The 24,786-nt window shown below is 47.7% G+C and carries 36 protein-coding genes; 29 read left to right on the forward strand and 7 right to left on the reverse strand.

The features are described from left to right. Positions 1-281: 281 nt before the first annotated feature. From NDI34_RS10775 to NDI34_RS10805, 7 genes are all read right to left on the reverse strand, one after another. Positions 282-2,093, reverse strand: a complete 1,812-nt coding sequence (locus NDI34_RS10775) for a R3H domain-containing nucleic acid-binding protein (RefSeq protein ID WP_190428646.1) — start codon at positions 2,091-2,093, stop codon at positions 282-284. A 183-nt stretch (positions 2,094-2,276) separates the two neighbouring features. Beyond that, entirely contained in the window at positions 2,277-3,509 is a 1,233-nt protein-coding gene (locus tag NDI34_RS10780) for an LdpA C-terminal domain-containing domain (protein ID WP_348232645.1), read from the reverse strand. Between the two features lie 111 nt (positions 3,510-3,620). Next, positions 3,621-4,229: a VWA domain-containing protein gene (locus NDI34_RS10785; RefSeq protein ID WP_348232646.1), complete on the reverse strand. Its 609-nt coding sequence runs from the start codon at positions 4,227-4,229 to the stop codon at positions 3,621-3,623. 134 nt (positions 4,230-4,363) lie between these two features. Then, the gene (locus NDI34_RS10790; RefSeq protein ID WP_348232647.1) at positions 4,364-4,969 is read right to left on the reverse strand and encodes a VWA domain-containing protein; all 606 of its coding nucleotides are present in this window, start codon (positions 4,967-4,969) and stop codon (positions 4,364-4,366) included. 162 nt (positions 4,970-5,131) lie between these two features. Beyond that, complete coding sequence (locus tag NDI34_RS10795) at positions 5,132-5,626, reverse strand: hypothetical protein (RefSeq protein WP_348232648.1); 495 nt, start codon at positions 5,624-5,626, stop codon at positions 5,132-5,134. 76 nt (positions 5,627-5,702) lie between these two features. Next, positions 5,703-6,308, reverse strand: coding sequence for a VWA domain-containing protein (locus NDI34_RS10800; protein WP_190411901.1), 606 nt, complete (start codon positions 6,306-6,308; stop codon positions 5,703-5,705). Positions 6,309-6,486: 178 nt separating this feature from the next. After that, positions 6,487-6,942 (reverse strand): NAD(P)H-quinone oxidoreductase subunit N, encoded by a 456-nt coding sequence (locus NDI34_RS10805; RefSeq protein ID WP_348232649.1) that lies wholly within the window; start codon positions 6,940-6,942, stop codon positions 6,487-6,489. Between the two features lie 1,215 nt (positions 6,943-8,157). On the opposite strand from NDI34_RS10805, the gene rplC reads away from it, so the two are divergent. From rplC to rpsI, 29 genes are all read left to right on the forward strand, one after another. Further along, positions 8,158-8,796, forward strand: coding sequence for a 50S ribosomal protein L3 (rplC, locus tag NDI34_RS10810; RefSeq protein WP_190411899.1), 639 nt, complete (start codon positions 8,158-8,160; stop codon positions 8,794-8,796). Between the two features lie 100 nt (positions 8,797-8,896). After that, positions 8,897-9,535, forward strand: coding sequence for a 50S ribosomal protein L4 (rplD, locus tag NDI34_RS10815; RefSeq protein WP_190411898.1), 639 nt, complete (start codon positions 8,897-8,899; stop codon positions 9,533-9,535). Next, positions 9,522-9,824 (forward strand): 50S ribosomal protein L23, encoded by a 303-nt coding sequence (locus NDI34_RS10820; RefSeq protein WP_190411897.1) that lies wholly within the window; start codon positions 9,522-9,524, stop codon positions 9,822-9,824. Before rplD ends, NDI34_RS10820 begins: the two co-directional genes overlap by 14 nt. Before the next feature lie 116 nt (positions 9,825-9,940). Beyond that, positions 9,941-10,804: a 50S ribosomal protein L2 gene (rplB, locus tag NDI34_RS10825; protein WP_190411896.1), complete on the forward strand. Its 864-nt coding sequence runs from the start codon at positions 9,941-9,943 to the stop codon at positions 10,802-10,804. Between the two features lie 91 nt (positions 10,805-10,895). After that, positions 10,896-11,171, forward strand: a complete 276-nt coding sequence (gene rpsS / locus NDI34_RS10830; RefSeq protein WP_190411895.1) for a 30S ribosomal protein S19 — start codon at positions 10,896-10,898, stop codon at positions 11,169-11,171. Between the two features lie 66 nt (positions 11,172-11,237). Continuing rightward, positions 11,238-11,600 carry a 50S ribosomal protein L22 gene (gene rplV / locus NDI34_RS10835; RefSeq protein WP_190411894.1) on the forward strand — a complete coding sequence of 121 codons (363 nt, stop codon included), beginning with the start codon at positions 11,238-11,240 and terminating at the stop codon, positions 11,598-11,600. Between the two features lie 86 nt (positions 11,601-11,686). Beyond that, positions 11,687-12,415 (forward strand): 30S ribosomal protein S3, encoded by a 729-nt coding sequence (gene rpsC / locus NDI34_RS10840; RefSeq protein WP_190411893.1) that lies wholly within the window; start codon positions 11,687-11,689, stop codon positions 12,413-12,415. A gap of 104 nt (positions 12,416-12,519) precedes the next feature. Next, a complete protein-coding gene (rplP, locus tag NDI34_RS10845; RefSeq protein WP_190411892.1) occupies positions 12,520-12,942 on the forward strand; it encodes a 50S ribosomal protein L16 in 423 nt (140 codons plus the stop codon). 3 nt (positions 12,943-12,945) lie between these two features. After that, a complete protein-coding gene (gene rpmC, locus NDI34_RS10850) occupies positions 12,946-13,188 on the forward strand; it encodes a 50S ribosomal protein L29 (protein WP_190411891.1) in 243 nt (80 codons plus the stop codon). Positions 13,189-13,194: 6 nt separating this feature from the next. Then, positions 13,195-13,443 (forward strand): 30S ribosomal protein S17, encoded by a 249-nt coding sequence (gene rpsQ / locus NDI34_RS10855; RefSeq protein ID WP_190411890.1) that lies wholly within the window; start codon positions 13,195-13,197, stop codon positions 13,441-13,443. Positions 13,444-13,667: 224 nt separating this feature from the next. After that, complete coding sequence (gene rplN, locus NDI34_RS10860) at positions 13,668-14,036, forward strand: 50S ribosomal protein L14 (protein WP_190411889.1); 369 nt, start codon at positions 13,668-13,670, stop codon at positions 14,034-14,036. Continuing rightward, on the forward strand, positions 14,036-14,404 hold the full coding sequence (gene rplX / locus NDI34_RS10865; protein ID WP_242028859.1) for a 50S ribosomal protein L24: 369 nt from the start codon (positions 14,036-14,038) through the stop codon (positions 14,402-14,404). The genes rplN and rplX overlap by 1 nt, the downstream gene beginning before the upstream one ends. Before the next feature lie 80 nt (positions 14,405-14,484). Further along, positions 14,485-15,030 (forward strand): 50S ribosomal protein L5, encoded by a 546-nt coding sequence (gene rplE, locus NDI34_RS10870; RefSeq protein ID WP_190411887.1) that lies wholly within the window; start codon positions 14,485-14,487, stop codon positions 15,028-15,030. Between the two features lie 24 nt (positions 15,031-15,054). Next, positions 15,055-15,456, forward strand: coding sequence for a 30S ribosomal protein S8 (gene rpsH / locus NDI34_RS10875; RefSeq protein ID WP_190411886.1), 402 nt, complete (start codon positions 15,055-15,057; stop codon positions 15,454-15,456). Positions 15,457-15,610: 154 nt separating this feature from the next. After that, a complete protein-coding gene (rplF, locus tag NDI34_RS10880; RefSeq protein ID WP_190411885.1) occupies positions 15,611-16,150 on the forward strand; it encodes a 50S ribosomal protein L6 in 540 nt (179 codons plus the stop codon). 2 nt (positions 16,151-16,152) lie between these two features. After that, positions 16,153-16,515, forward strand: a complete 363-nt coding sequence (gene rplR / locus NDI34_RS10885; RefSeq protein ID WP_190411884.1) for a 50S ribosomal protein L18 — start codon at positions 16,153-16,155, stop codon at positions 16,513-16,515. Positions 16,516-16,647: 132 nt separating this feature from the next. Beyond that, the gene (gene rpsE / locus NDI34_RS10890) at positions 16,648-17,172 is read left to right on the forward strand and encodes a 30S ribosomal protein S5 (RefSeq protein WP_190411883.1); all 525 of its coding nucleotides are present in this window, start codon (positions 16,648-16,650) and stop codon (positions 17,170-17,172) included. 132 nt (positions 17,173-17,304) lie between these two features. Then, positions 17,305-17,769: a 50S ribosomal protein L15 gene (gene rplO / locus NDI34_RS10895; RefSeq protein ID WP_190985362.1), complete on the forward strand. Its 465-nt coding sequence runs from the start codon at positions 17,305-17,307 to the stop codon at positions 17,767-17,769. 48 nt (positions 17,770-17,817) lie between these two features. Further along, complete coding sequence (gene secY, locus NDI34_RS10900; protein WP_190411881.1) at positions 17,818-19,158, forward strand: preprotein translocase subunit SecY; 1,341 nt, start codon at positions 17,818-17,820, stop codon at positions 19,156-19,158. Next, a complete protein-coding gene (locus NDI34_RS10905; protein WP_190985363.1) occupies positions 19,158-19,724 on the forward strand; it encodes an adenylate kinase in 567 nt (188 codons plus the stop codon). Before secY ends, NDI34_RS10905 begins: the two co-directional genes overlap by 1 nt. Positions 19,725-19,919: 195 nt before the next feature. Beyond that, positions 19,920-20,147 carry a translation initiation factor IF-1 gene (infA, locus tag NDI34_RS10910; RefSeq protein ID WP_015203280.1) on the forward strand — a complete coding sequence of 76 codons (228 nt, stop codon included), beginning with the start codon at positions 19,920-19,922 and terminating at the stop codon, positions 20,145-20,147. Positions 20,148-20,274: 127 nt separating this feature from the next. After that, on the forward strand, positions 20,275-20,388 hold the full coding sequence (gene rpmJ, locus NDI34_RS10915) for a 50S ribosomal protein L36 (protein ID WP_071782548.1): 114 nt from the start codon (positions 20,275-20,277) through the stop codon (positions 20,386-20,388). Between the two features lie 61 nt (positions 20,389-20,449). Continuing rightward, positions 20,450-20,833 carry a 30S ribosomal protein S13 gene (gene rpsM, locus NDI34_RS10920; protein WP_190411879.1) on the forward strand — a complete coding sequence of 128 codons (384 nt, stop codon included), beginning with the start codon at positions 20,450-20,452 and terminating at the stop codon, positions 20,831-20,833. A gap of 117 nt (positions 20,834-20,950) precedes the next feature. Further along, the gene (gene rpsK / locus NDI34_RS10925) at positions 20,951-21,346 is read left to right on the forward strand and encodes a 30S ribosomal protein S11 (protein ID WP_190411878.1); all 396 of its coding nucleotides are present in this window, start codon (positions 20,951-20,953) and stop codon (positions 21,344-21,346) included. A gap of 135 nt (positions 21,347-21,481) precedes the next feature. Further along, positions 21,482-22,450: a DNA-directed RNA polymerase subunit alpha gene (locus tag NDI34_RS10930; protein WP_190411877.1), complete on the forward strand. Its 969-nt coding sequence runs from the start codon at positions 21,482-21,484 to the stop codon at positions 22,448-22,450. A 107-nt stretch (positions 22,451-22,557) separates the two neighbouring features. After that, positions 22,558-22,908, forward strand: a complete 351-nt coding sequence (gene rplQ, locus NDI34_RS10935) for a 50S ribosomal protein L17 (protein ID WP_190411876.1) — start codon at positions 22,558-22,560, stop codon at positions 22,906-22,908. 58 nt (positions 22,909-22,966) lie between these two features. After that, entirely contained in the window at positions 22,967-23,815 is an 849-nt protein-coding gene (gene truA / locus NDI34_RS10940) for a tRNA pseudouridine(38-40) synthase TruA (RefSeq protein ID WP_190411875.1), read from the forward strand. Positions 23,816-23,916: 101 nt separating this feature from the next. Further along, a complete protein-coding gene (rplM, locus tag NDI34_RS10945; RefSeq protein ID WP_190411874.1) occupies positions 23,917-24,372 on the forward strand; it encodes a 50S ribosomal protein L13 in 456 nt (151 codons plus the stop codon). Continuing rightward, on the forward strand, positions 24,372-24,785 hold the full coding sequence (gene rpsI / locus NDI34_RS10950) for a 30S ribosomal protein S9 (protein WP_190411873.1): 414 nt from the start codon (positions 24,372-24,374) through the stop codon (positions 24,783-24,785). Before rplM ends, rpsI begins: the two co-directional genes overlap by 1 nt. Position 24,786 lies beyond the last annotated feature (1 nt).

Here is a 24,786-nt window from a genome sequence, read left to right on the forward strand (position 1 = left end):
TGTTTTACCAATCTCACACTTCCTTGCCTCACAACCAAAAGGCTTCTTGAACGCTTACCAGTTAAACAGTGTGGCTCTCCTAGCCAGCTTCTCCTCTTCTTATGGAAAGCCTGCCGGGAAAGTGTTTTAGCTTTTTCGACATCTTTACCTCCTCGAAACCCATATAGGGTGTTGCACAATCATGCGATGATTTTCTTTTAAACTCCGCGCTACCTCGTCTTTGCGCCAGATTATCATCTTTCTACTGTGCAACGCCCCATATAGATCCACAGCTTTTTCGACTAGGCGGGATAAATTCGCAGCCGTCGGTTCGGTTCTTCCCCAAAACTGTCAGAGTTGAGGCGATAGTGTTCGACGAGTTCGTGTTGCATTTTACGAACTTTAGAAGAACGCGGCAGGAGTTCCACCGGCTGTCCTTTGGGAATCACGATTTGCTCCACGGCAAGGCGGGCTTCTTCGAGAGCCTCAATCTCGTCTTCACTACCGCTACTAGTAAATAAGCTGAGTTCGGGGACATCTAGAACCTGAGAGTCATCCATATCCAGCAGACGCCTTAGGGCGCGGGTAATCTGGGGAATGGTACTTGCCTTGATTGCATGGATGGGAACCTGACGGGCTTTGGCAATATGTCGTAGCTTGGAATGGTTTTTTACGTGCGACCGAATCGCCAAAACTGCATCCGCGCTATCCATATCCTTCGTCAGCAAGATGGGCAAATTCAGCACCCGAATGACTTGCTCTAATTGTTGGCTGCTCACCCCATAAGGATAAACGTGCAATGGCAACTCTTCGCCATTTGGCCCCACAAAGGTTTCATTTCCGATCGCCTGAGGTTGATGCCAAGATTGATCCAGCATCTGCTCAAAAGAAGGTGCAAGGTTAGAAGAGACAGGCAATGAAGTAGAGGCAGATTCTTCTCCTCTAGCTAATAGGTTTTGCGGTTCTGCCCTCATGCCTCGCGTTGATTCTGACTGCATTGGTAATGGAGTCATTTGCCCAGAAGCCCGCCAGCCCATTGGTCGCGCTGGGGCGTCGTGGGTGGAGGATATACGGCTACCTCCGCTCATCGCTGGTCGCATGAGTGACGGTGCTTGGGGGGTCTCATGGGTAATCGTAACTTCCCCAGTCTCGCTGGTTGTCCTAACTTGATAACCCGGCTGACGCCCCCGCAGCAGGGTGTCAACGGTATCGGCAACACTTTCATGCACCACCCAGCGCTGCCGTTCTAGCATTTCAACAGCAATTTCAAAGGTTGGCGGGGCTTTGCGTTCCAAAACCGTCTTTTGGCTACCCCGGCGTCTGGCTTCGTCATCTCCCAAAGTTACGGCCTGAATGCCACCCACTAAGTCAGATAACGTTGGATTTTTAATCAGATTTTCAATCCGATTTCCGTGAGCTGTACCCACCAGTTGAACACCTCGTTCAGCAATCGTTCGAGCTGCCAAGGCTTCTAGTTCTGTGCCAATCTCATCAATGACGATGACTTCTGGCATATGGTTTTCTACTGCCTCAATCATGACTTGATGCTGGAGTTCGGGACGGGCGACTTGCATCCGTCTAGCTCTACCAATTGCTGGATGAGGAACGTCACCATCCCCAGCGATTTCGTTGGAGGTGTCGATAATGACAACTCGTTTCTGTAAATCGTCGGCTAAAACTCTGGCGATTTCCCGCAGTGCTGTTGTTTTGCCAACACCGGGACGCCCCAGCATCAGAATCGATTGACCTGTTTCTACTAGGTCGCGAATCATGCCGATGGTGCCAAACACGGCTCGACCTACCCTCAAGGTAAGACCAATGATCTCGCCGCTTCGGTTGCGGATAGCGCTAATCCGGTGCAGAGTTCGCTCTAGTCCTGCTCGGTTATCCCCACCAAAATTTCCTACCCGGTCTACACAATAATTCAGTTGTTCTTTCGACACTGGCGTTTCGGAGAGATACTCTGCCTGTTTAGCAAACCGAGCCTCTGGAAGACGCCCCAAGTCTAGGACAACCTCAACTAACTTATCCCGTCCCGGATGCTGCTCTAAAGGTTGCCGAATTTCATTCGGTAACACGTCCAGTAATTTCTGGAGATCGTCTGTAATCTGCATTCTTTGTACAGTGACGTTTTTATCCACAATTGGTGATTTAAATAACTGATGTTGATGTTTGTTCTTTACCTGGGAAGCGTTGCAGGTTGGCGATCGCGTTGAAAAGTCGATTTTTGCAAATGGTCAATCTTTTAACCTCCAACCTTTTAATCGATGGCATATCTAAAAGCGCGCTTCTACTGGCTATTGGGAAAAGGTTTTGAGTTGAGAAACTAGCGAGTGAGCAAGATCAACAGCTTGCCAGAGTAAATCCGGCTTTTCTTCCAAGCGTCCAGGTAAAGGTGTTTGACTTGACGCGGAGGTATTCCCACCTACTTCGTTTATATTCATTTTTTCTAATTCATCCAAAATGGGTGATAACAAAACACGAGCGTAGCTGCCATAAGCAATCCCGGCGATATTAGGGGATTGAGCGGGAAAAGTTTGAGTTGGTTGGAGCGGGTTTTTCGTTGATCCCTGGTTCCCTACAGGGATGCTTGATAGAGATGCCCTTCCGACTTTTGACTCTTGGACTTCTGGCTTTTGGTGGTTGTTGAGCAGTCCCATTGTCCTAAGTTTGCCAACAGTGTGGCGATTAGTGCCTCCTGCTAACTGCACATATCCGGGCAATCCCGCAGTTAGAACTTTTTGACCTAACTTTACAGCAGCTATCGTTGTGCCATCGCCAATATCGCCGCTCATAGGACGCCCATCTGTTTGCCAGATGAGAGGACAAGGTAGGGGTGCCATCAATTCGTATAGCGCTCGGAGGTAATCAAGCATCGCTTCACCATCTGGACAACTAATGGCTAAAAGCTTGAGCTGGTTTACCCAAGGCGCGATCGCACTCCAGAGTCGTTTAAAGTCCTCTATTCTGCCAACTTGCGTGTGAATTTCTAAGGCATCTACGCCGCTTTGAAATACCAAAGGTGCGATCGCTTCCGGTGCGGATACATAAGAACGAGTATAAATTAAATTATTTGGGCATACGGGAATACACCGTCCGCAGCCATAACAACGTTGATCGATCACCCCTGAAAAACCGTTCTGGCCAAAGTCAAAAGCGATCGCATCAGCCGGACAAATACTTTCACAAGGTCGCCAGCAATCTGCTGGACACTCAGTTGAGTTAAATTCAGCTTTTCGGAAATGAGGATCTTCCCCATCATTTAGGCTGACCATCAGCCACGGCAAACCTTCTACGCAATAGCCGCGATCGCGGGCGGCATCGGCAAGGGTAGCCGCAGCCTTTATACCTTCTTTCGCCGCAGCAATAACTGCTGGGTCAGCGGCAACATCGATACAGTCAGCCCCAGCAAGGGTATATGCCAACGTAAGATTTCGGACGGCAGGGAGGTGTTGGAAACTAGCTCCGCAAATGAGCTTAAACCAGTGACCCTCTCTTAAGGAACGCAAAGGATAGTAGGTATCAGTCACCCTTATATGCTAGTGCGTTCCCGGATAAATGGGGAGATCCAAGTAGCAAAAATTAGGGGAGTTTTCACCACTCCCCCTTTCATAGAAACCGTAAGCATCAGGGGTTTGCCTTTAGTCAGCGATCGCATTGAGCAGCACTTCCGCCAAGGTCATATCTGCCATATCATCCAGCGTTATCGTGTCGCAGATATCAAACTTTGCCCCTGCACCTTGTAAGTCATCATCCAACGCCTTTAAAAACCGAGCTGCTGTAGCGTCTGACCCTACTTGAATCATCGAAATCGCCAGTTCTTCATCGCGTTCCATCTGTCGGGACGCCTCAATAATCGCCCGCATCACGCCTTTTCGGTCATCGGGTTCACCATCTGTGACCACCAAAATGGTTTCGCCACCCACCTTAGTCTGACCGGCTGCTTTCCGCTGAAAGTAGGCAGTGATCGCATCTTGTAATACACCTGCCAAATTAGTTGTGCCAGCCGGGTCGTTTTCTTGAAAAATTTGTGCGACTTTACTGGAATTTACATTCTCGTAGCGTTTGAATCGGCTGGAAAATAAGTAAACTGTGATCCCATCCGGGTCAAACTGTTCGCATTTTCGCGCCAACGCCAAGGTAGACTCTTGTGCCGCATCCCAGCGGCTTCTGCCTCCCGGCTGGTCTGGCGTAGACATACTGCCGCTTTTGTCAATAATTAACGTATAATCCCGATTTTCTGCGCTCATTAGCTAACCTCCCCATTATTTTTTTAGATTGAATGACTTGCTGCTGATTCCACAACAAAATTGTGATTAAACACTGACAACAAAATTTTGGATTTCAGATGTGGAATCCAAAATCCAAAATAAACAGACAGCACCTAGTCGTTAATGGCGTTGAGCAACACTTCCTGTAAAGTCATGCCCTCCATGTCATCCAGCGTTACAGTGTCGCAAATATCAAACTTTGCCCCAGCACCTTGCAAATCATCATCCAAGGCTTTCAGAAACCGACTCGCCGTTTGATCCGAACCCACTTGAATGAAGGAGATGGCTAATTCTTCATCTCTATCCATTCGGCGAGAGGCTTCAATAATCACCCGCATCACGGCTTTGCGGTCATCGGGTTCACCATCTGTAATCACTAGAATTGTCTCGCCATTTGGCTTAGTCTGACCAGCCGCCTTCCGCTCAAAGTAGTTGTCAGTGGCGTTTTTCAAGACATCGGCAAGATTCGTAGTGCCAGAGGGATCGTTTTCTTGGAATATCTGCGCTACCTTGCTAGAAGTCACATTATCAAATCGCTTAAACCGACCGGAAAATAGGTAAAGCGTCATCCCATCGGGATCGAACTTTTCACATTTTCTCGCCAACGCCAGAGTAGATTCCTCTGCGGTTTCCCAACGGCTTCTACCGCTCGGTGGCTCTGGGGTAGACATACTCCCGCTTTTATCGATGATTAATGTATAGTCACGGTCTTCTGCCACAGATCCTCCTTCCACCAAAGATAACCTCCAGTGTTTGTCAAGATTTCCCAATCTAGCCTAGCCCACCTGCTGTGACTATCTAGTTGGATTAGATAAAAGAAATATAAAAATTTCTACAGCAGAGAGGGGATTAATTATCATTCTGGCGATCGCTGCTGGCTTCTACGGCTTAGTCTCCCGCAAGGCTTGCAAATAATCAATCGCCGCCTCAAGTTTAGAGGGATATGCATCGGCAAACTCTTCAAACCAAAGACCTTCTTCTGAAAGTGGCTTTAAATTTTTCAGCCATTCTCGCGCTTGGTTTTTGAATACTTCCCGTTGTTTCTGCCTTAGTTGCTCCTGTTTGAGTTGTTCTTCTCTGAGTTGTTGCTGTTTTTTTAGCTGTTCTGTACGTTCTTGTTCTTCAAACTCAGCCCTAATTTGAGCCAGAACAATGTCTTCAGATGAGCTAATCGGCTCGTTTTGCCATTTTTGCCGGGGAAATTCCGGAATTGCGTTTGCAAGCGGGAGGTTTGCAGAATGATTTTGTAAGAAGTTCGCTGGTTGCGGTTTGACTGGTTCTTCTTTCAGTTGTGGCGATTTTTGCAGTTCTTTTAGTTTATCTTTTGTCTCATACTCAGCCTTGACTGCCGCGAGTATGTCATCGATTGATTCCATAAATTCGGACGCCTCTAGAGAGATTTTAGATTTCTCTTCACGCTCAAAATCCCAAATCCCAAATTAGACTTTGAACTTAGTCAATAATGGCATTGATCAACACTTCCGTTAGGGTCATGTCCTCCATGTCATCCATCGTGACTGTGTCGCAGATATCAAACTTTGCCCCAGCACTTTGCAGTTCATCATCCAGCACTTTCAGAAATTTTGTTGCCTGCGCGTCTGTGCCAACTTGGATAAAGGAAATCGCGAGTTCTTCATCCCGATCCATACGACGCGACGCTTCAATAATTACCTTCATTACCGCTTTCCGGTCATCCGGTTCCCCATCTGTGACGACCAAAATGGTATCTCCATTGGGCTTGGTTTGTCCTGCTGCTTTACGCTGGAAGTAGTTATTCGTCGCATCTAGAAGGACTGCCGCTAAGTCAGTGCGTCCAGACGGTTCGTTTTCGCGGAAAATTTGTGCGACTTTACTGGCGTTTACATTGTCATAGCGTTTGAATCGACCGGAAAATAGATAGATAGTGATGCCATCCGGATCAAATTCTTCACATTTACTGGCTAAAGCGAGAGTAGACTCCTGCATCATGACCCAGCGGCTTTTCCCGCCTGGCTGGTCTGTCATCGACATACTGCCGCTTTTGTCAATAATTAATGTATAGTCGCGGTTTTCTACCATAAGAGTTTGCCTTATTTGCTTACTTCTTTAAAGGTATCAAAATCCTCTAGCCGAGCTAAAACGTCTGTAGGTCATAAAGCTTGACTATTCAGACGTTCCAGCTCGTTTTAGCTCGACATGACTTAGAGCTACACCCAAGCATTGCTGCGACCCTAAGATTGGATTGACTGACGCGGGTTTAAGCAGCAGCGATCGCGTTTTTAAGCGGTGTCCAGCGGAAAGCGCGCTCGCCTCCCATTTCTACAGCAATCTTTAGGCGTGGTTCTATACTTGGCAAGGTGGTTAAATATTCCACTTCCTCACGGGACAATACGTGTCCTTCAATTATCCACAGCACCAGTCCCTTCGATTTGGGAGGTAGTTGTTCCAACTGATAGGTCACGATAGGTGGCACGTAGTAAACACGAATGTCTTTCTTGCCCAAATGCGCGGGACGAACGCCGTGTACGCCAGTTAAATACGTTGCTACGTCGCCGAGTCCCCGTGCTGATAGGCTTAAAGTGGTATAGCCAGCTGCACGCAACCGCCGCTGGTAACGCCCTTCAAACCCTCCTTCTAAGGGTACATACGTTCCTAAAGCACCTGACTTTTCCAAGTCTTTGACGAATTGATTGCCGATGGTGATCAGTGCCATATTTTTATGTTCTACCCAGCTTTAAGTTTTGTTAATTGCTGCTGGCAATTTATTATAGTTGGGCGCTGAGGAACCTATCAACTTTAAGCAAAAAGCAATGTGCAACAAAAGCTTTGAAAATTTTAGTAAGGTTGCACTTTTTCCAGACAGTGTTGAGTTTTGAGCCTCGTTTGAACATAGGCTTACAGACAATCGAGGTTAAACTGTTTGGGCGATCGCGCTTTTTGTGGAGATGCGATCGCTACGCAGAGCTGTAAAGATTTGACTTATTTTGACTCAACATCTACTGAAAATAAGTGAATAGGCTTCTCGTGAAGATGGAATCGCAATCGACCTAATCCCAAAACTCATGTACTGGTAATCCCTTATTGCGCTTTAATACCGCAGGTCGGAAAAAAAGCTCAAACAGGTAACGTTAAACGGCTGAATCTATGCTTGAAAGCCAGCTTGCTTCTATCTGCAATCTCTTGTAGTCCATTTAACTGTAGGGAAGATGTTGCTGGAGTTGTAATACTGTGTTTACAAAGACTGTGCAAACACATTGTGAAATGCTATAACCGACCTAAGTGCGGATCGTTGGTATGCGATCGCCTTCTTCCTTATCTATCCGTAAGCCGTTAACTGGACAGTTGTCTTCTGGATCTGGAGTTGCACGACACGCGAGGCAGACGATCCAGCAGACCGCTAAATTTTTTTGGCACAATTGCTAGACAAGTTGTAACAAATCGTTTATAGTTAACGATTGTGATCAAAATTCGAGCAGCTATTGCCGCTGAAGTTGAAATCGAGTCCAGGGACAGCACGCCTTCCGAGTGAAAAACTATTGAGTCTTTCTCATAAGAGGTTAGTGCCCCCAGCGAGCGTAAAGCAACAGAGACATCGATTTCAAGATTAGCGACGATCTAGAAGGTTTCTTGAGAAGAACCCTTTTCAGCCGGAAAAAGCCCTTTCGCTTTCTCGGATACTGGATGGCTTGCCACCTAAGTCCCCGCGAATATAGGCAAAGCGCTTCTAGCGCTTACCCGACCGTCGAATAGCTTCATCCCAGCTAAAGAAAAAGCCTAAATTAGGCTGACTTGAAAGCTTGCCTCTCTCAATCCGAGGATGCGCCCCAGCTGGCTGGTTTGATAACAACGTTTGTTGGAGCAAGCGGATTTACGAAATACTCGTAATCCCGCCTCTTTGTACTGTGTAAAAAGGAGAGACCAGAAAGCCGTGTCTGTTGGTATCCTCGGCACCAAACTCGGCATGACCCAAATATTTGACGAAACAGGAAAAGCAATTCCTGTGACGGTCATTCAAGCAGGGCCATGCACCGTTACGCAAATTAAAACCAAAGCAACAGATGGCTATACTGCCGTCCAGCTTGGTTATAAAGAAGTCAAACCCAAGAGTTTGAACAAGCCTGAATTGGGCCACTTGGCAAAATCAAGCGCTCCTCCCTTGAAAAAACTGCGAGAGTATCGCTTTGAGAATGTGGGAGAGTTTGAGCTAGGGCAAGAACTCAAACCAGATATTTTTACTGCGGGTCAAATTGTGGATGTAATCGGCACAAGCATCGGAAAAGGCTTCGCCGGTTATCAAAAACGCCATAACTTTAAGCGAGGACCCATGTCCCACGGTTCCAAAAACCACCGTCTACCTGGTTCGATCGGTCCTGGAACCACACCAGGGCGTGTTTATCCTGGTAAGCGGATGGCAGGTCGTCTAGGTGGCACGCGCGTTACCGTTCGCAAATTGACAGTAGTGCGGGTAGACGCAGAACGCAATTTACTACTGATCAAAGGAGCGGTTCCTGGTAAGCCAGGGGCACTGGTTAATATTGTTCCTGCCAAGAAAGTAGGTCGAAAGTAGTCATTTTCTAAGGTTAGGCTGGCTAATCGCTAAGAGCTTTTGATACTTAGCAATCTTCAATTAGCAATTAGCAATTAGCAACGAACAAAGGACAACGGATATGGTTAACTGTGTAGTACGAAACTGGAACGGGGAAGAGGTCGGACAGGCAACTCTAGAATTAAAAGTTGCTAAAGAAGAGAATGCGGCTCATATCGTCCACCGAGCCTTAGTAAGGCAACAGGCGAATGCTCGTCAAGGCACAGCCAGCACCAAAACCCGCGCGGAAGTTAGGGGGGGAGGTCGTAAGCCTTGGCGTCAAAAAGGGACGGGTCGCGCTCGTGCTGGGTCGATTCGTTCACCACTGTGGCGAGGCGGCGGTGTCATCTTTGGTCCTAAGCCAAGAGACTATGATACAAAGATGAACCGGAAGGAACGGCGTTTAGCACTGAGAACCGCCTTCTTTAGCCGAGCTGAAGACATGATTGTGGTGGAGGAATTTGCTGACAAGTTGCCTCGGCCTAAGACTAAAGAATTGGTAGAAGCGATCGCACGTTGGGGCGTCCAACCAGATTCTAAAGTCCTGCTGATCCTAGCTGAACGGGAAGAAAACGTTTATTTGTCAGCCCGGAACGTTGCCAAAATGAAGATCATCCCTGCCACCCAATTGAATATCTTTGACCTGTTGGCAGCTGACAAAATCGTGACAACGCCATCCGCCCTTGCCAAAATTCAGGAGGTTTACAGTGAGTCAGTATAACCCCCGCGAACTTGCGGATCTGGTGTATCGACCGATCGTAACTGAAAAGGCAACTCTGCTGATGGAGCAGAACAAGTATGTCTTTGAAGTTGTTCCCAAAGCGACTAAGCCAGAAATTAAAGCAGCAATTGAAGACCTCTTTAAAGTAAAGGTTGTGAGTGTGAACACCCTTCGCCTACCGCGCAAAAAGCGTCGCGTCGGCAAATTTGCAGGGTTTAAGCCTCAGTACAAGCGAGCAATTGTAACTCTGGCAAGCGGAGAAACCATTACCCTCTTCCCAGAAGTTTAATAAGTTGGAAAGTTGGAAAGTTGAAATTTTAAATTTTAACTAATTTCAACCATCTCAACGGAAAGCCGCCCTACAAGCGTCTTCAAACTTCAACCTTCAAACCTCTTTTTTAAGTTATGGGCATCCGTTCTTATCGGCCTTATACTCCCAGTACTCGTCAAGTTACCATTTCGGACTTTGCCGAAGTTACGCGGAGTGAGCCGGAAAAGTCACTAACCTACACAAAGCATCGCCCCAAAGGTCGAAACAATCGTGGGGTGATTACTAGCCGCCGTCGGGGTGGTGGTCATAAACAACTCTACCGGGAAATCGATTTTCGCCGCGATAAGCGTAATATCCCGGCAAAAGTGGCAACCATTGAGTACGATCCAAATCGCAATGCCCGGATTGCCCTGGTTTATTACCAGGATGGCGAAAAGCGGTATATTCTTCACCCAGTCGGCTTAACCGTCGGTACAGTTATCACTGCTGGCCCAGACGCCCCAATTGAAATTGGCAACGCATTACCTTTAAGCAAAATTCCGTTAGGAACTGCCGTTCACAACGTAGAACTGACTGCTGGACGGGGCGGGCAAATTGTTCGCGCTGCTGGTGCCACTGCACAAGTAGTCGCTAAAGAAGGCGACTATGTCACTATCAAGCTACCCTCCGGTGAAGTCCGCATGATCCGCCGCGAGTGCTACGCTACCATCGGACAAGTCGGCAATGTTGAGCATCGCAACTTGAGTGCTGGTAAAGCTGGTCGTAATCGCTGGAAGGGACGCCGTCCGAAGGTAAGAGGCAGTGTCATGAACCCAGTCGATCACCCACATGGTGGTGGTGAGGGACGGGCACCAATTGGTAGAAGTGGACCAGTCACACCTTGGGGTAAGCCAACTTTAGGTGCTAAGACCCGTAAGCGGAACAAGCCAAGCAATAAATTAATTGTCCGGCGTCGTCGCAAATCTTCCAAGCGAGGTCGGGGCGGTCGGGAGTCCTAGGATTTTAGATTTTGGATTTTAGATTAGCAATACGTCCAAAATCCAAGATCCAAGATCCAAAAATCCAAAAGTAATTGGGGTTATTTGAAGTATGGGTCGTTCTCTTAAAAAAGGTCCTTTTGTTGCGGACCATTTGTTGAAAAAGATTGAAAATTTGAATGCTAGGGGCGATAAGCAAGTTATTAAAACTTGGTCTCGTGCTTCAACTGTATTGCCGCAAATGGTAGGTCACACCATCGCGGTTCATAACGGGCGGACTCACGTGCCAGTTTACGTCACCGAGCAAATGGTAGGGCATAAGTTGGGAGAATTCGCTCCAACTCGCACCTTCCGGGGACACTCGAAAGATTCCAAGGCAAAGAGGTAATTTTGAAGTTTGGGTTTTGAGATTATTCAGAATTCCAAATTCAAAATTATTAAAAGGGAGAAATCTATGGCAGTTGATACTACAGAAGAAGTGAAAGCGATCGCGCGATACATCCGGATGTCTCCCCACAAGGTGCGCCGGGTTCTCGACCAAATTCGGGGACGCTCCTATCGGGAAGCACTGATCGTTCTGGAATTTATGCCCTATCGGGCTTGCGATCCCGTCCGCAAGGTACTGCGCTCAGCAGCCGCCAATGCCGAACATAACGCCGGTTTAGACCCTGCACGATTAGTGGTTTCTAAGGCTTATGCCGACCAAGGCTCAACCTTGAAGCGCTTCCGACCCCGCGCTCAAGGTCGTGCATATCAAATTCGTAAACCAACGTGTCATATCACCGTAGCTGTTGCACAAGCAGCGGCAGATGAATAACACTACTTTGGCTAAGCGTTAATTGTCAGAAACAAGCTTTTGAACAATTAGCAATTAGCAATTAGCTGATTTAAGAGGACGCATTCGTGGGACAGAAAATTCATCCAATTGGTTTTCGGCTGGGGATTACCCAAGAACATCGCTCCCGTTGGTTTGCGGATGCTAAGCGCTACCCAGAACTCCTGCAAGAAGACCACACTATTCGGCAGGTCGTAGAGAAAAAACTCAGTAACGCTGGTATCTCCCAAGTACGGATTGAGCGCAAAGCCGATCAAATTGACTTAGAAATCCACACAGCTCGACCGGGTGTTGTGGTAGGTCGCGGTGGTACTGGCATTGAAGTATTACGCGGCGATCTTCAAGAAGCTTTAGGCGGTGGCAATCGTCAAATTCGGATCAACGTGATCGAAGTAGCACGGGTAGATGCCGACGCCGGACTGATTGCTGAGTATATTGCTCAACAGTTAGAGCGACGAGTTTCCTTCCGGCGCGTCGTGCGTCAAGCGATTCAACGTGCCCAACGAGCTGAAGTCCAGGGAATTAAAGTACAAGTCAGCGGACGGTTAAACGGGGCGGAAATTGCCCGAACCGAGTGGACAAGGGAAGGCAGAGTTCCTCTGCATACTCTTCGAGCCAACATTGACTACGCTTACCGCACTGCCAAAACTATTTACGGCATTCTTGGCGTTAAAGTTTGGATCTTCAAAGGTGAAGTGATTCCTGGTCAGGAAGAAATTCCGGCTCCTAACAACGCTCAGCCTAGACGTCGTCAACAGCGTCGTCGCCAGCAATTTGAAGACCGCTCTAATGAATAGGTTGATAGGTAATCGGTAATCGGTAATGGGTAATCAAAAAGAAAACGCCCAATTACCAGTTACCAATTACTAATTACCAATTATCAATTACCCATTACCAAGTCATGTTAAGTCCCAGAAGAACAAAATTTCGCAAACAGCAGCGCGGGCGGATGAACGGTTTGGCAACTCGCGGCAGTAGCCTAAACTTCGGTGACTTTGGCCTCCAATCCACAGAACCTTCTTGGATTACCTCCCGTCAAATTGAAGCCAGCCGCCGAGCCATGACCCGCTACATCCGTCGGGGTGGAAAAATCTGGATTCGGATCTTCCCCGATAAACCAGTTACAATGCGCCCTGCTGAAACCCGTATGGGTTCTGGTAAAGGTTCGCCGGAATTTTGGGTAGCTGTCGTGAAGCCAGGCCGGATCTTGTTTGAGATTGCCGGGGTTCCTGAAGAAACCGCCAGGGAGGCGATGCGTCTAGCTTCCCACAAGTTGCCAATTAAGACGAAGTTCATCACTCGTGAAGAAGAAGGGACTGTGTGAGTTATGGCTCTGCCCAAGATAGAAGAAGCCAGAAATTTAGGCGATCGAGAACTGGCTGAAGAAATTTTAGCTGTCAAGCGTCAGCTGTTTGATTTACGGCTGCAACAGGCAACCCGACGCTTGGAAAAGTTACACCAGTTCAAGCATACGAAGCATCGTTTAGGTCAGCTCCTAACTGTAGAAGGGGAGCGGCAACGGGCTGCAAAGGCTCAAAAGCCACAACCAGATGCAACATCCGAGGAGTAGACCCCAATGGCAGTTAAAGAACGAGTTGGCTTGGTCGTCAGCGACAAGATGCAAAAGACCGTAGTGGTTGCTGTCGAGAACCGCTCACCGCACCCCAAGTACGGAAAAATTGTAGTGCGTACAAAGCGTTACAAAGCTCACGACGAAGAAAATCAGTGCAAGGTAGGCGATCGCGTCCGGATTTCCGAAACACGTCCTCTAAGCCGCACCAAACGATGGGCAGTGGCTGAAATTCTCAACCGTGAGGTTCAATAAGTAAAGTTATGAGTTTTGAGTTTGTAAAGGCGGGTTCATCGAAAATTTCGATTCGACACCGATATTTAATGAGGTAAACCCGTCAGTAACAAGTTTTAAGCGGAAATCTAACGAAAGAATGTCGGGAATAAAAATCAAACTTCTTACGTTCTTTCTTTTGCTAAAACTTAAAACTTACAGCTCAAAACTATTATTCAAAACTTACGCATCCGAAGCTAAGAACTATGATTCAGCCCCAATCTTACCTTAATGTCGCAGACAACAGCGGCGCTCGTAAATTGATGTGCATCCGCGTCTTAGGTGCCAGTGGCCGACGCTATGCCGGTGTTGGCGACGTAATCATTGCGGTCGTCAAAGATGCCATTCCCAATATGGCGGTTAAAAAGTCGGATGTTGTGCGAGCCGTGATTGTCCGTACCCGAAAAAATATGCGCCGGGACAGCGGTATGAGTATTCGCTTCGATGATAACGCCGCCGTCATCATCAACGCAGATGGCAACCCTAGAGGGACGCGCGTTTTTGGGCCAGTTGCACGCGAGCTGCGCGACAAAAACTTCACCAAAATTGTTTCTCTAGCTCCGGAGGTACTCTAATGGCCGCAAAAAAACAGTCTAAAAGAAACGGGACGAAGCTTCCCCAGCGCTATAAAATGCATGTCAAAAAAGGCGACACAGTACAAGTGATTGCCGGTCGTGATAAAGGCAAGGTTGGTGAAATTTTGCGGACGCTTCCCCAAGAAAGTCGAGTAATTGTCAAAGGCATCAACATTAAAACCAAGCACGTTAAACCTCAACAAGAAGGTGAATCCGGTCAAATCGTGACAGTAGAGGCACCAATCCATAGCTCTAACGTGATGCTTTACTCGGCTCAACAAAAGATTGCCAGCCGCATTTGCTACACCTTGAATGAAGAAGGACGCAAAGTGCGGATGCTCAAAAAAACGGGTGAAATTATTGACTAAATAGTTGTTAGTTACAGCATATTGCTAATTACTAACTGCTATTTCCCCTGACCAAGCCCAGGGATATTAAGGAAAAAACAATGACACAAAAACTGAAAACGCTGTACCAAGATACGATCGTTCCTAAACTGATGACTCAGTTTAATTACACGAATACCCATCAGGTACCCAAAGTCATAAAGGTTACGGTTAATCGAGGTTTAGGTGAGGCTTCTACCAACGCTAAAGCGTTGGAATCTTCCCTTGCTGAAATTGCCAAAATTACGGGTCAAAAACCAGTAGTGACGCGGGCGAAAAAGGCGATCGCTGGATTTAAACTTCGCCAAGGGATGCCAGTCGGCGTGATGGTGACTCTGCGGGCGGATCGGATGTATGCCTTTCTCGACCGATTAATTAACCTGTCCTTGCCACGGATTCGGGACTTTCGCGGCATTAGTCCCAAGAGCTTTGATGGTCGGGGAAATTACAGCTTAGGCATTAGAGAACAGCTGATATTTCCAGAAATAGAATACGACAGCATCGACCAAATTCGGGGCATGGACATTTCCATCATTACTACAGCAAATACCGACGAAGAAGGCCGCGCCTTGCTAAAAGAAATGGGAATGCCTTTCCGGGATCAATGAGGCAGTCAAAATAAGGAGGGAATAATGGCGGCAAACGACACAATTTCAGATATGCTGACTCGCATTCGGAATGCGAATCTGGCGCGGCACCAAACAACAGAAATACCAGCGACAAAGATGACTCGCAGTATTGCCAAAGTCCTCAGGGAGGAAGGCTTTATTGCTGAATTTGAAGAAGTTGGCGAAGGGATTAAGCAACACTTGCTAATTTCTCTAAAGTACAAAGGCAAAAACCGTCAACCGATTATTAATACCTTGAAGCGGGTCAGCAAACCTGGTCTGCGGGTCTACTCTAACCGCAAAGAACTACCCCGCGTGCTGGGCGGTATCGGAATTGCGATCATTTCTACCTCCAGCGGCATTATGACTGACCGGGAAGCACGGCGTCAGGGTGTAGGTGGAGAAGTGCTTTGCTACATCTGGTAGATAAGCTAATAGCTATTAGTTATTAGCTATTAGCTCGATTGGCTGGTAGGTTTCAAAAACCTAGAAAAGCACAGACTTTCGGACTCACCGATAGACCAAAAGCTAACAGCTAACAGCTAACGGCTAACGGCTAATTGATTAGGAGGATTAAGTCATGTCTCGTATTGGCAAACGCCCTATTAATATTCCTGCTAAGGTACAAGTCTCGATCGAAGGGCAACATGTTGCAGTGAAAGGGCCTAAAGGAGAACTATCCAGGGTTCTACCATCTGAGGTGAGTATAGAGCAGGAGGGAGAAACGATCTTGGTCAAGCGGCGGGATGAATCTCGCGCAGCTCGTCAACGCCACGGTCTTTCTCGTACTCTGATTGCCAACATGGTCGATGGAGTTTCTCAAGGATTTCAGCGTCGTCTAGAAATCCAGGGAGTCGGTTATCGTGCGGCAGTTCAAGGTCGCAATCTGATTCTGAGCGTGGGTTACAGTCATCCAGTTCAGATTGAACCTCCCGACGGTGTTCAAATGGCCGTAGAAAACAACACAAATGTAGTTGTAAGCGGCATTGATAAAGAAATCGTAGGAAATATCGCTGCTCGAATCCGTGCTGTCCGTCCACCGGAAGTTTACAAGGGTAAAGGCATTCGCTATGCGGGTGAAGTCGTAAGACGTAAAGCTGGAAAGGCAGGTAAGAAGTAAAGATGAAGCTAACTCGTAAAGAACTAATTCAACGTCGGCATCACCGGGTGCGGCGTAAGGTAAATGGCAGTAGTGAGCGTCCTCGGTTAGCTGTCTTTCGATCCAATCAGCATATTTATGTCCAGGTAATTGACGACACTCAACAACGTACTCTTGCCTGTGCCTCAACTTTGGAACCGGATCTAAAATCACAGTTAACAACAGGAGCTTCCTGTGCCGCCTCTGTTGAGGTAGGCAAGTTAATTGCTCAGCGAGCGATCGCTCAAGGCATTTCGAGGGTTGTCTTTGACCGAGGCGGCAACCTTTATCACGGTCGAATCAAAGCCCTGGCAGACGCTGCTCGCGAAGCTGGGTTGGATTTCTAAAGACAAGCATGCAAAAGGCAAAAGTAAAAAGAAAGAAGTTTTTATGTTCATATTTCTACCTTTGATTTCTCTTTCTTTTGCCTTTTTACATTTTTAGTTTTTACTCTCACTCTCAAGGTTCAGGATAAAACTATGGCAAAAGAGCGTCGGAAAAGTTCTGCGCGTCGGGAAAAAGAAATTACCTTTCAAGAACGGGTGATCCAGATCCGTCGTGTTAGTAAGGTCGTCAAAGGCGGTAAAAAACTCAGCTTCCGCGCGATCGTTGTCATTGGCAATGAGCGCGGTCAAGTTGGCGTCGGCGTTGGCAAAGCAAGTGATGTAATTGGAGCTGTTCGTAAAGGCGTTGCCGATGGCAAAAAACACTTAATTGACATCCCCTTGACCAAGGCAAATTCTATCCCCCATCCTATTAACGGAGCCGGGGGTGGTGCCCAAGTGATGATGCGACCCGCAGCTCCAGGAACGGGCGTTATTGCCGGTGGTGCTGTACGTACTGTGCTGGAGTTAGCAGGTGTGCGTAACATCTTGGCAAAACAGCTGGGTTCTAATAACCCCTTGAACAATGCTAGAGCTGCCGTGAATGCTCTTTCCACCTTGCGTACATTTTCTGAAGTGGCTGAAGAACGCGGGATTCCTATCGAAAATCTCTACGCCTAAATTTAGCCATCAGCGATTAGCTATTAGTGACTCTCAGTTTAAAGGCAACTTTAATATCTTGGACAAACAACAAAACACTAACAGCTAATAGCTTCCCCAAAAAATAAGTCGTCAATCCTCAAGGTCAAGCGAATGAGATTAGAAGATGCAGTTCCTAAAAAAGGCTCAAAGAAGCGCCGCCGACGCATTGGACGAGGTATAGCAGCTGGTCAAGGTGCCAGTGGTGGCTTTGGGATGCGCGGTCAAAAATCTAGATCGGGGCGGGGCACACGACCCGGATTTGAAGGCGGACAAATGCCACTGTACCGTCGCCTGCCTAAGTTAAAGCACTTTACGGTCATTAATCGTAAGCAATACACTACGATCAACGTAAGTAAGCTGGCATCACTCCCTGCTAACACGGAAGTGACTCTAGACTCATTGATGGAGTTTGGCATTCTCACCGCAAATCATGGTTCTCTGAAAATCCTCGGTGACGGTGAACTGAATGTGGCTCTGAACGTAAAAGCAGCAGCTTTCACTAGCTCGGCTCGCAGCAAGATTGAAGCCGCTGGTGGCAGTTGTGAAGTTGTTGCTGCCCGTGCCCATAAGGGTTAAACATATTGCATGCCAGCGTCTCTTGCTCATCGTTGAGGTATTCCTTACATGGTCGTTAGTCGAGACAAAAGCCCAACTGCTCAGGAAACCTTTGCACAGATGGCTCAAGCAGCCGGTCTTAGAGGTCGGCTGCTTCTCACCATCGGCTTGCTGATTTTAGTTCGCATTGGCATCTTTTTGCCAGTACCGGGAATTGACCGGGCTAGGTTTGCTCAAGATATTCAAAATAACCAATTAATTGGATTTCTGGACATCTTCTCTGGGGGCGGAATTACCGCCTTGGGAATTTTTGCTCTAGGGATTTTGCCCTATATCAATGCCTCCATCATTATCCAATTACTAACAGCTGCCATTCCTTCTTTGGAAAAATTGCAGAAGGATGAAGGAGAAGCTGGAAGGCGAAAAATCTCTCAGATTACTCGCTATGTAGCGCTGGGAGGGGCTTTGATTCAAACTAGCTTCATTGCGGTATGGCTTGAACGCTATGCAACAAACGTTCGGGGACCCCTGTTTATCGCGGAGACTGCACTCGCTCTAACCGCTGGTTCAATGTTTGTTATGTGGGTGTCAGAGCTGATTACCGAGCGGGGGGTTGGTAACGGCGCTTCTTTGTTGATTTTCATCAATATTGTTGCAGTTCTACCTAAATCCCTTGGGCAAACTATTAATTATGCCCAGGTTGACAATCGCAATGTAGGACCCGTGATCATTCTGCTGCTAGTTTTCCTAGTCATGATCTTGGGAATTGTGTTTGTGCAGGAGGGAACCAGGCGGATTCCGATTATTTCGGCACGCCGACAGGTAGGTAAACGACTCTACCGGGAAAGGACGAGCTACCTGCCTTTGCGGCTGAACCAGGGTGGAGTTATGCCGATCATTTTTGCCTCTTCCGTTCTAATTTTCCCAGGTTTCCTAGCTCAGATGACTCAAAATACGGGCAATAATCCGGTCTTGAGTCAAATACATCAAGTTCTCAATCAAGTTGCGAATGCTCTAAATCCCAATAGTCAGACGCCCGGAGTTTATGAGGTCGTTTATCTGATCTTGATTCTGTTTTTCAGCTACTTTTACGCATCTTTGATTGTAAATCCTGTGGATTTATCACAGAACTTGAAAAAGATGGGAGCCAGCATACCTGGCATCCGTCCAGGTCGGGCTACTAGCGATTACGTGGAAGGAGTTTTGAATCGGCTAACTTTCTTAGGCGCTATCTTTTTGGGATTAGTGGCAATTGTGCCCACAATTGTAGAAAGAGCCACCGGCATTACAACTTTTCAAGGGCTGGGAGCTACTTCTTTGCTGATTTTGGTGGGCGTGGCAATTGATACAGCAAAGCAAATCCAAACCTATGTCATTTCCCAGCGCTATGAAGGAATGGTGAAGCAGTAGTGACGCGATTGATTTTTTTGGGGCCGCCAGGAGCGGGGAAGGGAACTCAGGCACATATCCTCGCTCAAGAGCTGGAAATTCCTCATGTTTCCACGGGTGATATCTTGAGAAATGCCAAGGCGGCTGGAACTGAACTCGGTTTGAAGGCGAAGTCCTATATGGATCGAGGTGAGTTGGTTCCCGATGCTTTGATATTGGATTTGGTGCGCGATCGCTTGACCCAAACAGATGCCCAACCTGGTTGGATTTTAGATGGTTTCCCCCGTAACGTCTCTCAGGCAACTTTTCTGGATGAATTGTTGCAAAAATTAGACCAAGTCTCCGATTACGTTCTCAATCTGGAAGTTGCGGACGAAGTTTTGGTAGATCGGATGCTGGAACGAGGTCGCAAGCAAGGACGAACGGATGATACAGAAGAAGTCATTCGTCATCGTTTGGAAGTTTATCGCAACCAAACGGCTCCGCTAATTGATTTCTACAAGCAGCGCCAACAGTTGGTTTCAATTGATGGCGATCGCTCTCTAGAAGAAGTTACTTCCGCACTCAAACAAGTTGTTCGTTCTTGACAGGAGCGGGTGCGATCGCCCAATGTCAGGGGTCAGTTCGTTGCTAATCTACTTTCCAGACTGGCGGCTGCGACTGACCCCCAACCTGATGAAGTAAATTTTTGATAAAATATGTTAATAAGACCTTGACTGTCAGTCAGGGGAATGAGCTGTGAATGACAGTAGGCAAGCTGAAGAATTGAGGAAAAGGATAACTTGGCTAAACAAGATTTAATTGAAATGGAAGGCACGGTAACAGAATCCCTGCCTAATGCAATGTTTCGCGTTGATTTAGACAATGGGTTTAATGTATTAGCCCATATTTCCGGGAAAATCCGCCGGAATTACATCAAGATTCTACCGGGCGATCGCGTCAAAGTGGAACTCACCCCATACGACCTAACCAAGGGTAGAATAACTTACCGGCTACGCAACAAAAAGTAGTTGCGAAAAAAAGCGACTCGCTCGTTTTTAAAAGCTTGTGTTATGAAAAAATTCATCAATCAGATGAACTTTTAAATACACTTAAAAAGTGATATAATGTAGAGCTTGCAATGTAGCCAAAATAGGCATGAAAGTTCGAGCATCAGTCCGAAAAATTTGTGAAAAATGCCGTGTCATTCGGCGGCGCGGTCGAGTCATGGTGATTTGTTCTAACCCAAAACACAAGCAACGCCAAGGTTAACTCAACCCGATCCTCAGGACAAGTTTATAGCACTAAAAACAAGACTAGGGAGACAACAAGCGTGGCACGGATTGCTGGGGTAGACCTTCCTCGCGATAAGCGCGTAGAAATTGGTCTGACTTACATTTATGGAATTGGACTCTCGCGCTCCAAAGAAATTTTGGCAGCATCCAAAGTTAATCCAGACACAAGAGTAAAAGACTTAAGTGATTCCGACGTTGCTGCTCTGCGCGAAGCAGTGGAAAGCAACTATCAAATTGAAGGGGATCTCAGACGCTGGGAGGCAATGAACATCAAGCGCCTGATTGACATTGGCACCTACCGGGGTCGGCGTCATCGAATGGGCTTGCCAGTTCGGGGTCAACGAACCCGTACAAATGCGCGAACCCGTCGCGGCAGACGTCTCACAGTCGCAGGTAAGAGAAAGGCACCAGGGCCGAAATAACCTTCTTGTGCTAGCTGAAAAGCTAAAAGCAGAGGCTTGGATTTCGTTCGTTTGCTAAAAGCAAAATTGACCAACCAATTCAGCCAACCCATTATAACTACTGTCAACTAGATCCACATGGCGCGACAACCAACAAAAAAAACAGGTCCAAAAAAACAAAAACGCAACGTACCTAATGGCGTAGCCTTCATCCAGTCTACTTTTAACAACACGATTGTCACGATTTCTGACACGAATGGGGACGTCCTATCCTGGGCTTCAGCTGGCTCAAGTGGCTTTAAAGGAGCGAAAAAAGGAACTCCTTTTGCAGCGCAAACCGCAGCTGAAAGCGCGGCTCGCCGAGCGACCGATCAGGGGATGCGTCAGATTGAAGTCATGGTTAGCGGTCCAGGAGCTGGTCGAGAAACCGCGATTCGAGCGCTGCAAGGGGCGGGGCTAGAAATTACCTTAATTCGAGATGTGACGCCAATCCCCCACAATGGCTGCCGTCCGCCCAAGCGACGTCGAGTCTAGAATTGCTTTGACAGCGATCGCTGTCAAAGCAATTCGTAATTAGCAGCAAGTGGCAAACAGCTAACTGCTAAATTGGCATTGAGACAGTAGGGGCAATGCTAGGGAAGAGCTTCTAGCGTTCTTTCCAGGGGTTTTATGAAGAAGGGAGGTCACTCCGTGGCGCAGTTTCAAATTGAGTGTGTAGAGTCCAAAACTGAGAATAATCGGAGCCAATATAGCAAATTTGTCCTGGAGCCTCTAGAACGGGGTCAAGGTACCACCGTCGGCAATGCGCTGAGGCGGGTTCTACTGTCTAATTTAGAAGGGACAGCCGTGACAGCTGTTCGGATTGCTGGGGTTAATCATGAGTTTGCCACAGTTGAGGGAGTTCGGGAGGATGTCCTAGAAATTCTGCTGAACATGAAGGACATTGTACTCAAAAGTCACTCCTCCCATCCCCAAATTGCTCGATTAACTGTCACAGGCCCAGCAACGGTGACAGCCGGACGATTTGATTTACCCTCTGAAGTTGAGGTGGTCGATCCTAATCAATACGTTGCTACCCTAGCAGACGACGCTAGGTTGGAAATGGAATTCCGCATCGAACGAGGAAAGGGATATCGCGCCGTAGACCGGGGACGAGATGACACTGCTGCTTTGGACTTCCTCCAGATTGACGCTGTGTTTATGCCCGTGCATAAAGTTAACTACAGCATTGAAGATGCCCGGATTGACGGTTCTCTGGAAAGAGACCGACTAATCCTTGAAATCTGGACGAATGGCAGCCTCAGTCCCCAAGAGGCACTTTCTCAAGCGGCAAGTATTCTGGTGGATTTGTTCAATCCCCTGAAAGATATCACCCTCGATCCGATGACGGTAGACTATGCCGATGATGAAGATCCTACTAGCCAGATCCCAATCGAAGAATTGCAGCTTTCGGTGAGGGCATACAACTGTCTCAAGCGAGCGCAAATTAACTCTGTAGCTGACTTGCTGGATTACAGCCAAGAGGATCTACTAGAGATTAAAAACTTTGGTCAAAAGTCGGCAGAAGAAGTCATCGAAGCCTTACAGCGGCGACTAGGAATTACCCTGCCTCACGAAAAGGCTGCGAAAACAACTTGAAGTAAAGAGTAATGGTAATAGGTAGAATTAATTACCGATTACCCATTACTTCTTCACCGAGTACCCATTAGCAGTTACCAATTCCCAATTAGCAATTCAAAATCGTTATGCGTCACTGTCGTCGTATTCCAAAACTAGGTAAGCCTGCCGACCAGCGTCGAGCGCTGTTAAGGGCGCTGACAACCGAATTAATCCGTCAGGGCCGAATCACAACCACAAAGACGCGTGCTAAGGCGCTGCGCCCGGAAGTGGAAAAAATGATTACTCTGGCAAAGGACGGCTCTCTGGCAGCCCGCAGGCAAGCCATGGGCTACATTTATGACAAACAGTTGGTTCATGCCCTGTTTGAGCAAGCCGCTAGCCGTTACGGCGAACGCAACGGGGGATACACCCGTATCCTGCGAACTGTGCCACGTCGGGGTGATAATGCTGAAATGGCAATTATCGAGCTGGTTTAACGTGAGGACTGAGGACTGAGAGAATTCAAAACTCACTACTCACTACTCAAAGCTCATCATGTTACAAGCCATGCCATTATCAACCCAGCGAGTTGCCCTGGTAATCCAATACCTGGGCACTCATTTTCATGGCTGGCAGCGACAACCTAATGGGCGCACCGTGCAGGAAGAGATTGAAACAGTTCTGTCTAAGGTGCAGGAACGACCTGTTACTCTACACGGTGCGGGGCGCACTGATAGCGGTGTGCATGCAGCAGCACAAGTGGCACACTTTGAGGCTACGGGTCCCATTCCGCCTGATAAATGGGCTGCGATTCTTAATTCTCATCTGCCCGATGATATTCTGATTCGAGCCTCAGCGGCTGTAGGTTCAAATTGGCACGCTCGGTTTTCTGCGAGCTGGCGTCGGTATCGATACACGCTCTATACAGATCCCAAGCCAAACTTGTTTGTGCAGCCCTTCAGTTGGCATTATTATTATGCACCGCTAGATGAATCTCTCATCCAGGCAGCTTTAACCCCTTTGATAGGTAGCCATCATTTGGCTGCTTTTCACAGGGCAAATTCGGCGCGATCGCATTCCTGGGTGGATGTGCAGGCGGCAGAGTGCTACCGAGACGGCTCATTTATTCATATTGAGATTCAAGCCAACGGATTTTTGTATGGCATGGTGCGGCTGCTGGTGGGATTACTGGTGCAGGTAGGAAAGGGAGAGCGATCGCCAGAAAGCTTCACCGAGTTGTGGGTAAACCAGCGTCGTCACGAAGTAAAGTACTCTGCGCCCGCTAAAGGCTTGTGCCTGTTGCGAGTTGGCTACCCAGAGTTTCCCTTTCCCCCGGAAGTCTGGTTTGACACCCAGCCTAAGTTGGTCTTGCCGACTGTCACCGCCGAATATTGCCTAAGTTGAAAGCTTGAAGATGAGAAGGTTGAAGGTTACAAGGTTCTTCAACATTCAAAGCTCCAACTTACCAACTTTTGACTCACCCCTTGAAGCGTATAAAAAGAACCATGAACAAAACCCCCATCCCATCTCAAGATTCCATCGAACGCAATTGGTACGTCGTTGATGCCGCAGAGCAGCGGCTGGGTCGTCTGGCGAGTGAAATTGCCATGATTCTCAGAGGCAAAAACAAGCCTACCTTTACTCCCCATCTGGATACCGGCGATTTCGTGATCGTCGTCAATGCCGAAAAAGTGGTAGTCACCGGAAAAAAACGCACTCAAAAGCTCTACCGGAAACATTCTGGACGTCCGGGCGGAATGAAGACGGAAACCTTTGCTAAGCTACAGGGCCGTATCCCAGAGCGGATTATCGAACACGCCGTGCGCGGGATGTTGCCCAAGAGTTCTCTAGGGAAACAACTGTTCACCAAGCTAAAAGTTTATCCGGGGCCATCCCATCCCCATGAATCTCAACAGCCCCAGGAACTCAAAATTCAAACAATTCCAGGAGGAGAAAATTAATGCAAGCAGTAGAACAAAGTGGTCGAGTCGTTTATTGGGGAACAGGTCGCCGGAAGTCGTCCGTAGCAAGAGTTCGCCTGGTTCCCGGAAGCGGTCAAATGATTGTCAATGACCGACCGGGCGACAATTACTTCAATTACCAACCGGCTTATATGTCAGCGGCAAAAGCCCCCCTGGAAACTCTGGGTCTGGAAAATGAGTATGACATTCTGGTGAAAGCCCACGGTGGTGGATTAACGGGGCAAGCTGATTCGATTCGTTTGGGAGTAGCGAGAGCCTTGTGCCAACTCGACCCGGACAATCGCCAACCGCTGAAAAGCGAAGGCTACTTAACCCGCGATCCCAGAGCGAAAGAGCGGAAGAAATACGGCTTGCACAAAGCCCGGAAGGCTCCGCAGTACTCGAAGCGATAAA

The sequence above is a fragment of the Trichocoleus sp. DQ-U1 genome, from assembly GCF_039961925.1.
Taxonomy (GTDB): domain Bacteria; phylum Cyanobacteriota; class Cyanobacteriia; order Cyanobacteriales; family FACHB-T130; genus FACHB-T130.

Excerpts from the sequence above, each read along its gene's own strand:
- NDI34_RS10775 (WP_190428646.1), bottom strand. The coding sequence starts at position 2,093 with ATGCAGATTACAGACGATCTCCAGAAATTACTGGACGTGTTACCGAAT.
- NDI34_RS10785 (WP_348232646.1), bottom strand. The coding sequence starts at position 4,229 with ATGAGCGCAGAAAATCGGGATTATACGTTAATTATTGACAAAAGCGGC.
- NDI34_RS10795 (WP_348232648.1), bottom strand. The coding sequence starts at position 5,626 with ATGGAATCAATCGATGACATACTCGCGGCAGTCAAGGCTGAGTATGAG.
- NDI34_RS10800 (WP_190411901.1), bottom strand. The coding sequence starts at position 6,308 with ATGGTAGAAAACCGCGACTATACATTAATTATTGACAAAAGCGGCAGT.
- NDI34_RS10805 (WP_348232649.1), bottom strand. The coding sequence starts at position 6,942 with ATGGCACTGATCACCATCGGCAATCAATTCGTCAAAGACTTGGAAAAG.
- rplD (WP_190411898.1), top strand. The coding sequence starts at position 8,897 with ATGGTTAACTGTGTAGTACGAAACTGGAACGGGGAAGAGGTCGGACAG.
- rplB (WP_190411896.1), top strand. The coding sequence starts at position 9,941 with ATGGGCATCCGTTCTTATCGGCCTTATACTCCCAGTACTCGTCAAGTT.
- rpsS (WP_190411895.1), top strand. The coding sequence starts at position 10,896 with ATGGGTCGTTCTCTTAAAAAAGGTCCTTTTGTTGCGGACCATTTGTTG.
- rplV (WP_190411894.1), top strand. The coding sequence starts at position 11,238 with ATGGCAGTTGATACTACAGAAGAAGTGAAAGCGATCGCGCGATACATC.
- rplP (WP_190411892.1), top strand. The coding sequence starts at position 12,520 with ATGTTAAGTCCCAGAAGAACAAAATTTCGCAAACAGCAGCGCGGGCGG.
- rpmC (WP_190411891.1), top strand. The coding sequence starts at position 12,946 with ATGGCTCTGCCCAAGATAGAAGAAGCCAGAAATTTAGGCGATCGAGAA.
- rpsQ (WP_190411890.1), top strand. The coding sequence starts at position 13,195 with ATGGCAGTTAAAGAACGAGTTGGCTTGGTCGTCAGCGACAAGATGCAA.
- rplN (WP_190411889.1), top strand. The coding sequence starts at position 13,668 with ATGATTCAGCCCCAATCTTACCTTAATGTCGCAGACAACAGCGGCGCT.
- rplX (WP_242028859.1), top strand. The coding sequence starts at position 14,036 with ATGGCCGCAAAAAAACAGTCTAAAAGAAACGGGACGAAGCTTCCCCAG.
- rplE (WP_190411887.1), top strand. The coding sequence starts at position 14,485 with ATGACACAAAAACTGAAAACGCTGTACCAAGATACGATCGTTCCTAAA.
- rpsH (WP_190411886.1), top strand. The coding sequence starts at position 15,055 with ATGGCGGCAAACGACACAATTTCAGATATGCTGACTCGCATTCGGAAT.
- rplF (WP_190411885.1), top strand. The coding sequence starts at position 15,611 with ATGTCTCGTATTGGCAAACGCCCTATTAATATTCCTGCTAAGGTACAA.
- rplR (WP_190411884.1), top strand. The coding sequence starts at position 16,153 with ATGAAGCTAACTCGTAAAGAACTAATTCAACGTCGGCATCACCGGGTG.
- rpsE (WP_190411883.1), top strand. The coding sequence starts at position 16,648 with ATGGCAAAAGAGCGTCGGAAAAGTTCTGCGCGTCGGGAAAAAGAAATT.
- rplO (WP_190985362.1), top strand. The coding sequence starts at position 17,305 with ATGAGATTAGAAGATGCAGTTCCTAAAAAAGGCTCAAAGAAGCGCCGC.
- secY (WP_190411881.1), top strand. The coding sequence starts at position 17,818 with ATGGTCGTTAGTCGAGACAAAAGCCCAACTGCTCAGGAAACCTTTGCA.
- rpmJ (WP_071782548.1), top strand. The coding sequence starts at position 20,275 with ATGAAAGTTCGAGCATCAGTCCGAAAAATTTGTGAAAAATGCCGTGTC.
- rpsK (WP_190411878.1), top strand. The coding sequence starts at position 20,951 with ATGGCGCGACAACCAACAAAAAAAACAGGTCCAAAAAAACAAAAACGC.
- NDI34_RS10930 (WP_190411877.1), top strand. The coding sequence starts at position 21,482 with ATGAAGAAGGGAGGTCACTCCGTGGCGCAGTTTCAAATTGAGTGTGTA.
- rplQ (WP_190411876.1), top strand. The coding sequence starts at position 22,558 with ATGCGTCACTGTCGTCGTATTCCAAAACTAGGTAAGCCTGCCGACCAG.
- truA (WP_190411875.1), top strand. The coding sequence starts at position 22,967 with ATGTTACAAGCCATGCCATTATCAACCCAGCGAGTTGCCCTGGTAATC.
- rplM (WP_190411874.1), top strand. The coding sequence starts at position 23,917 with ATGAACAAAACCCCCATCCCATCTCAAGATTCCATCGAACGCAATTGG.
- rpsI (WP_190411873.1), top strand. The coding sequence starts at position 24,372 with ATGCAAGCAGTAGAACAAAGTGGTCGAGTCGTTTATTGGGGAACAGGT.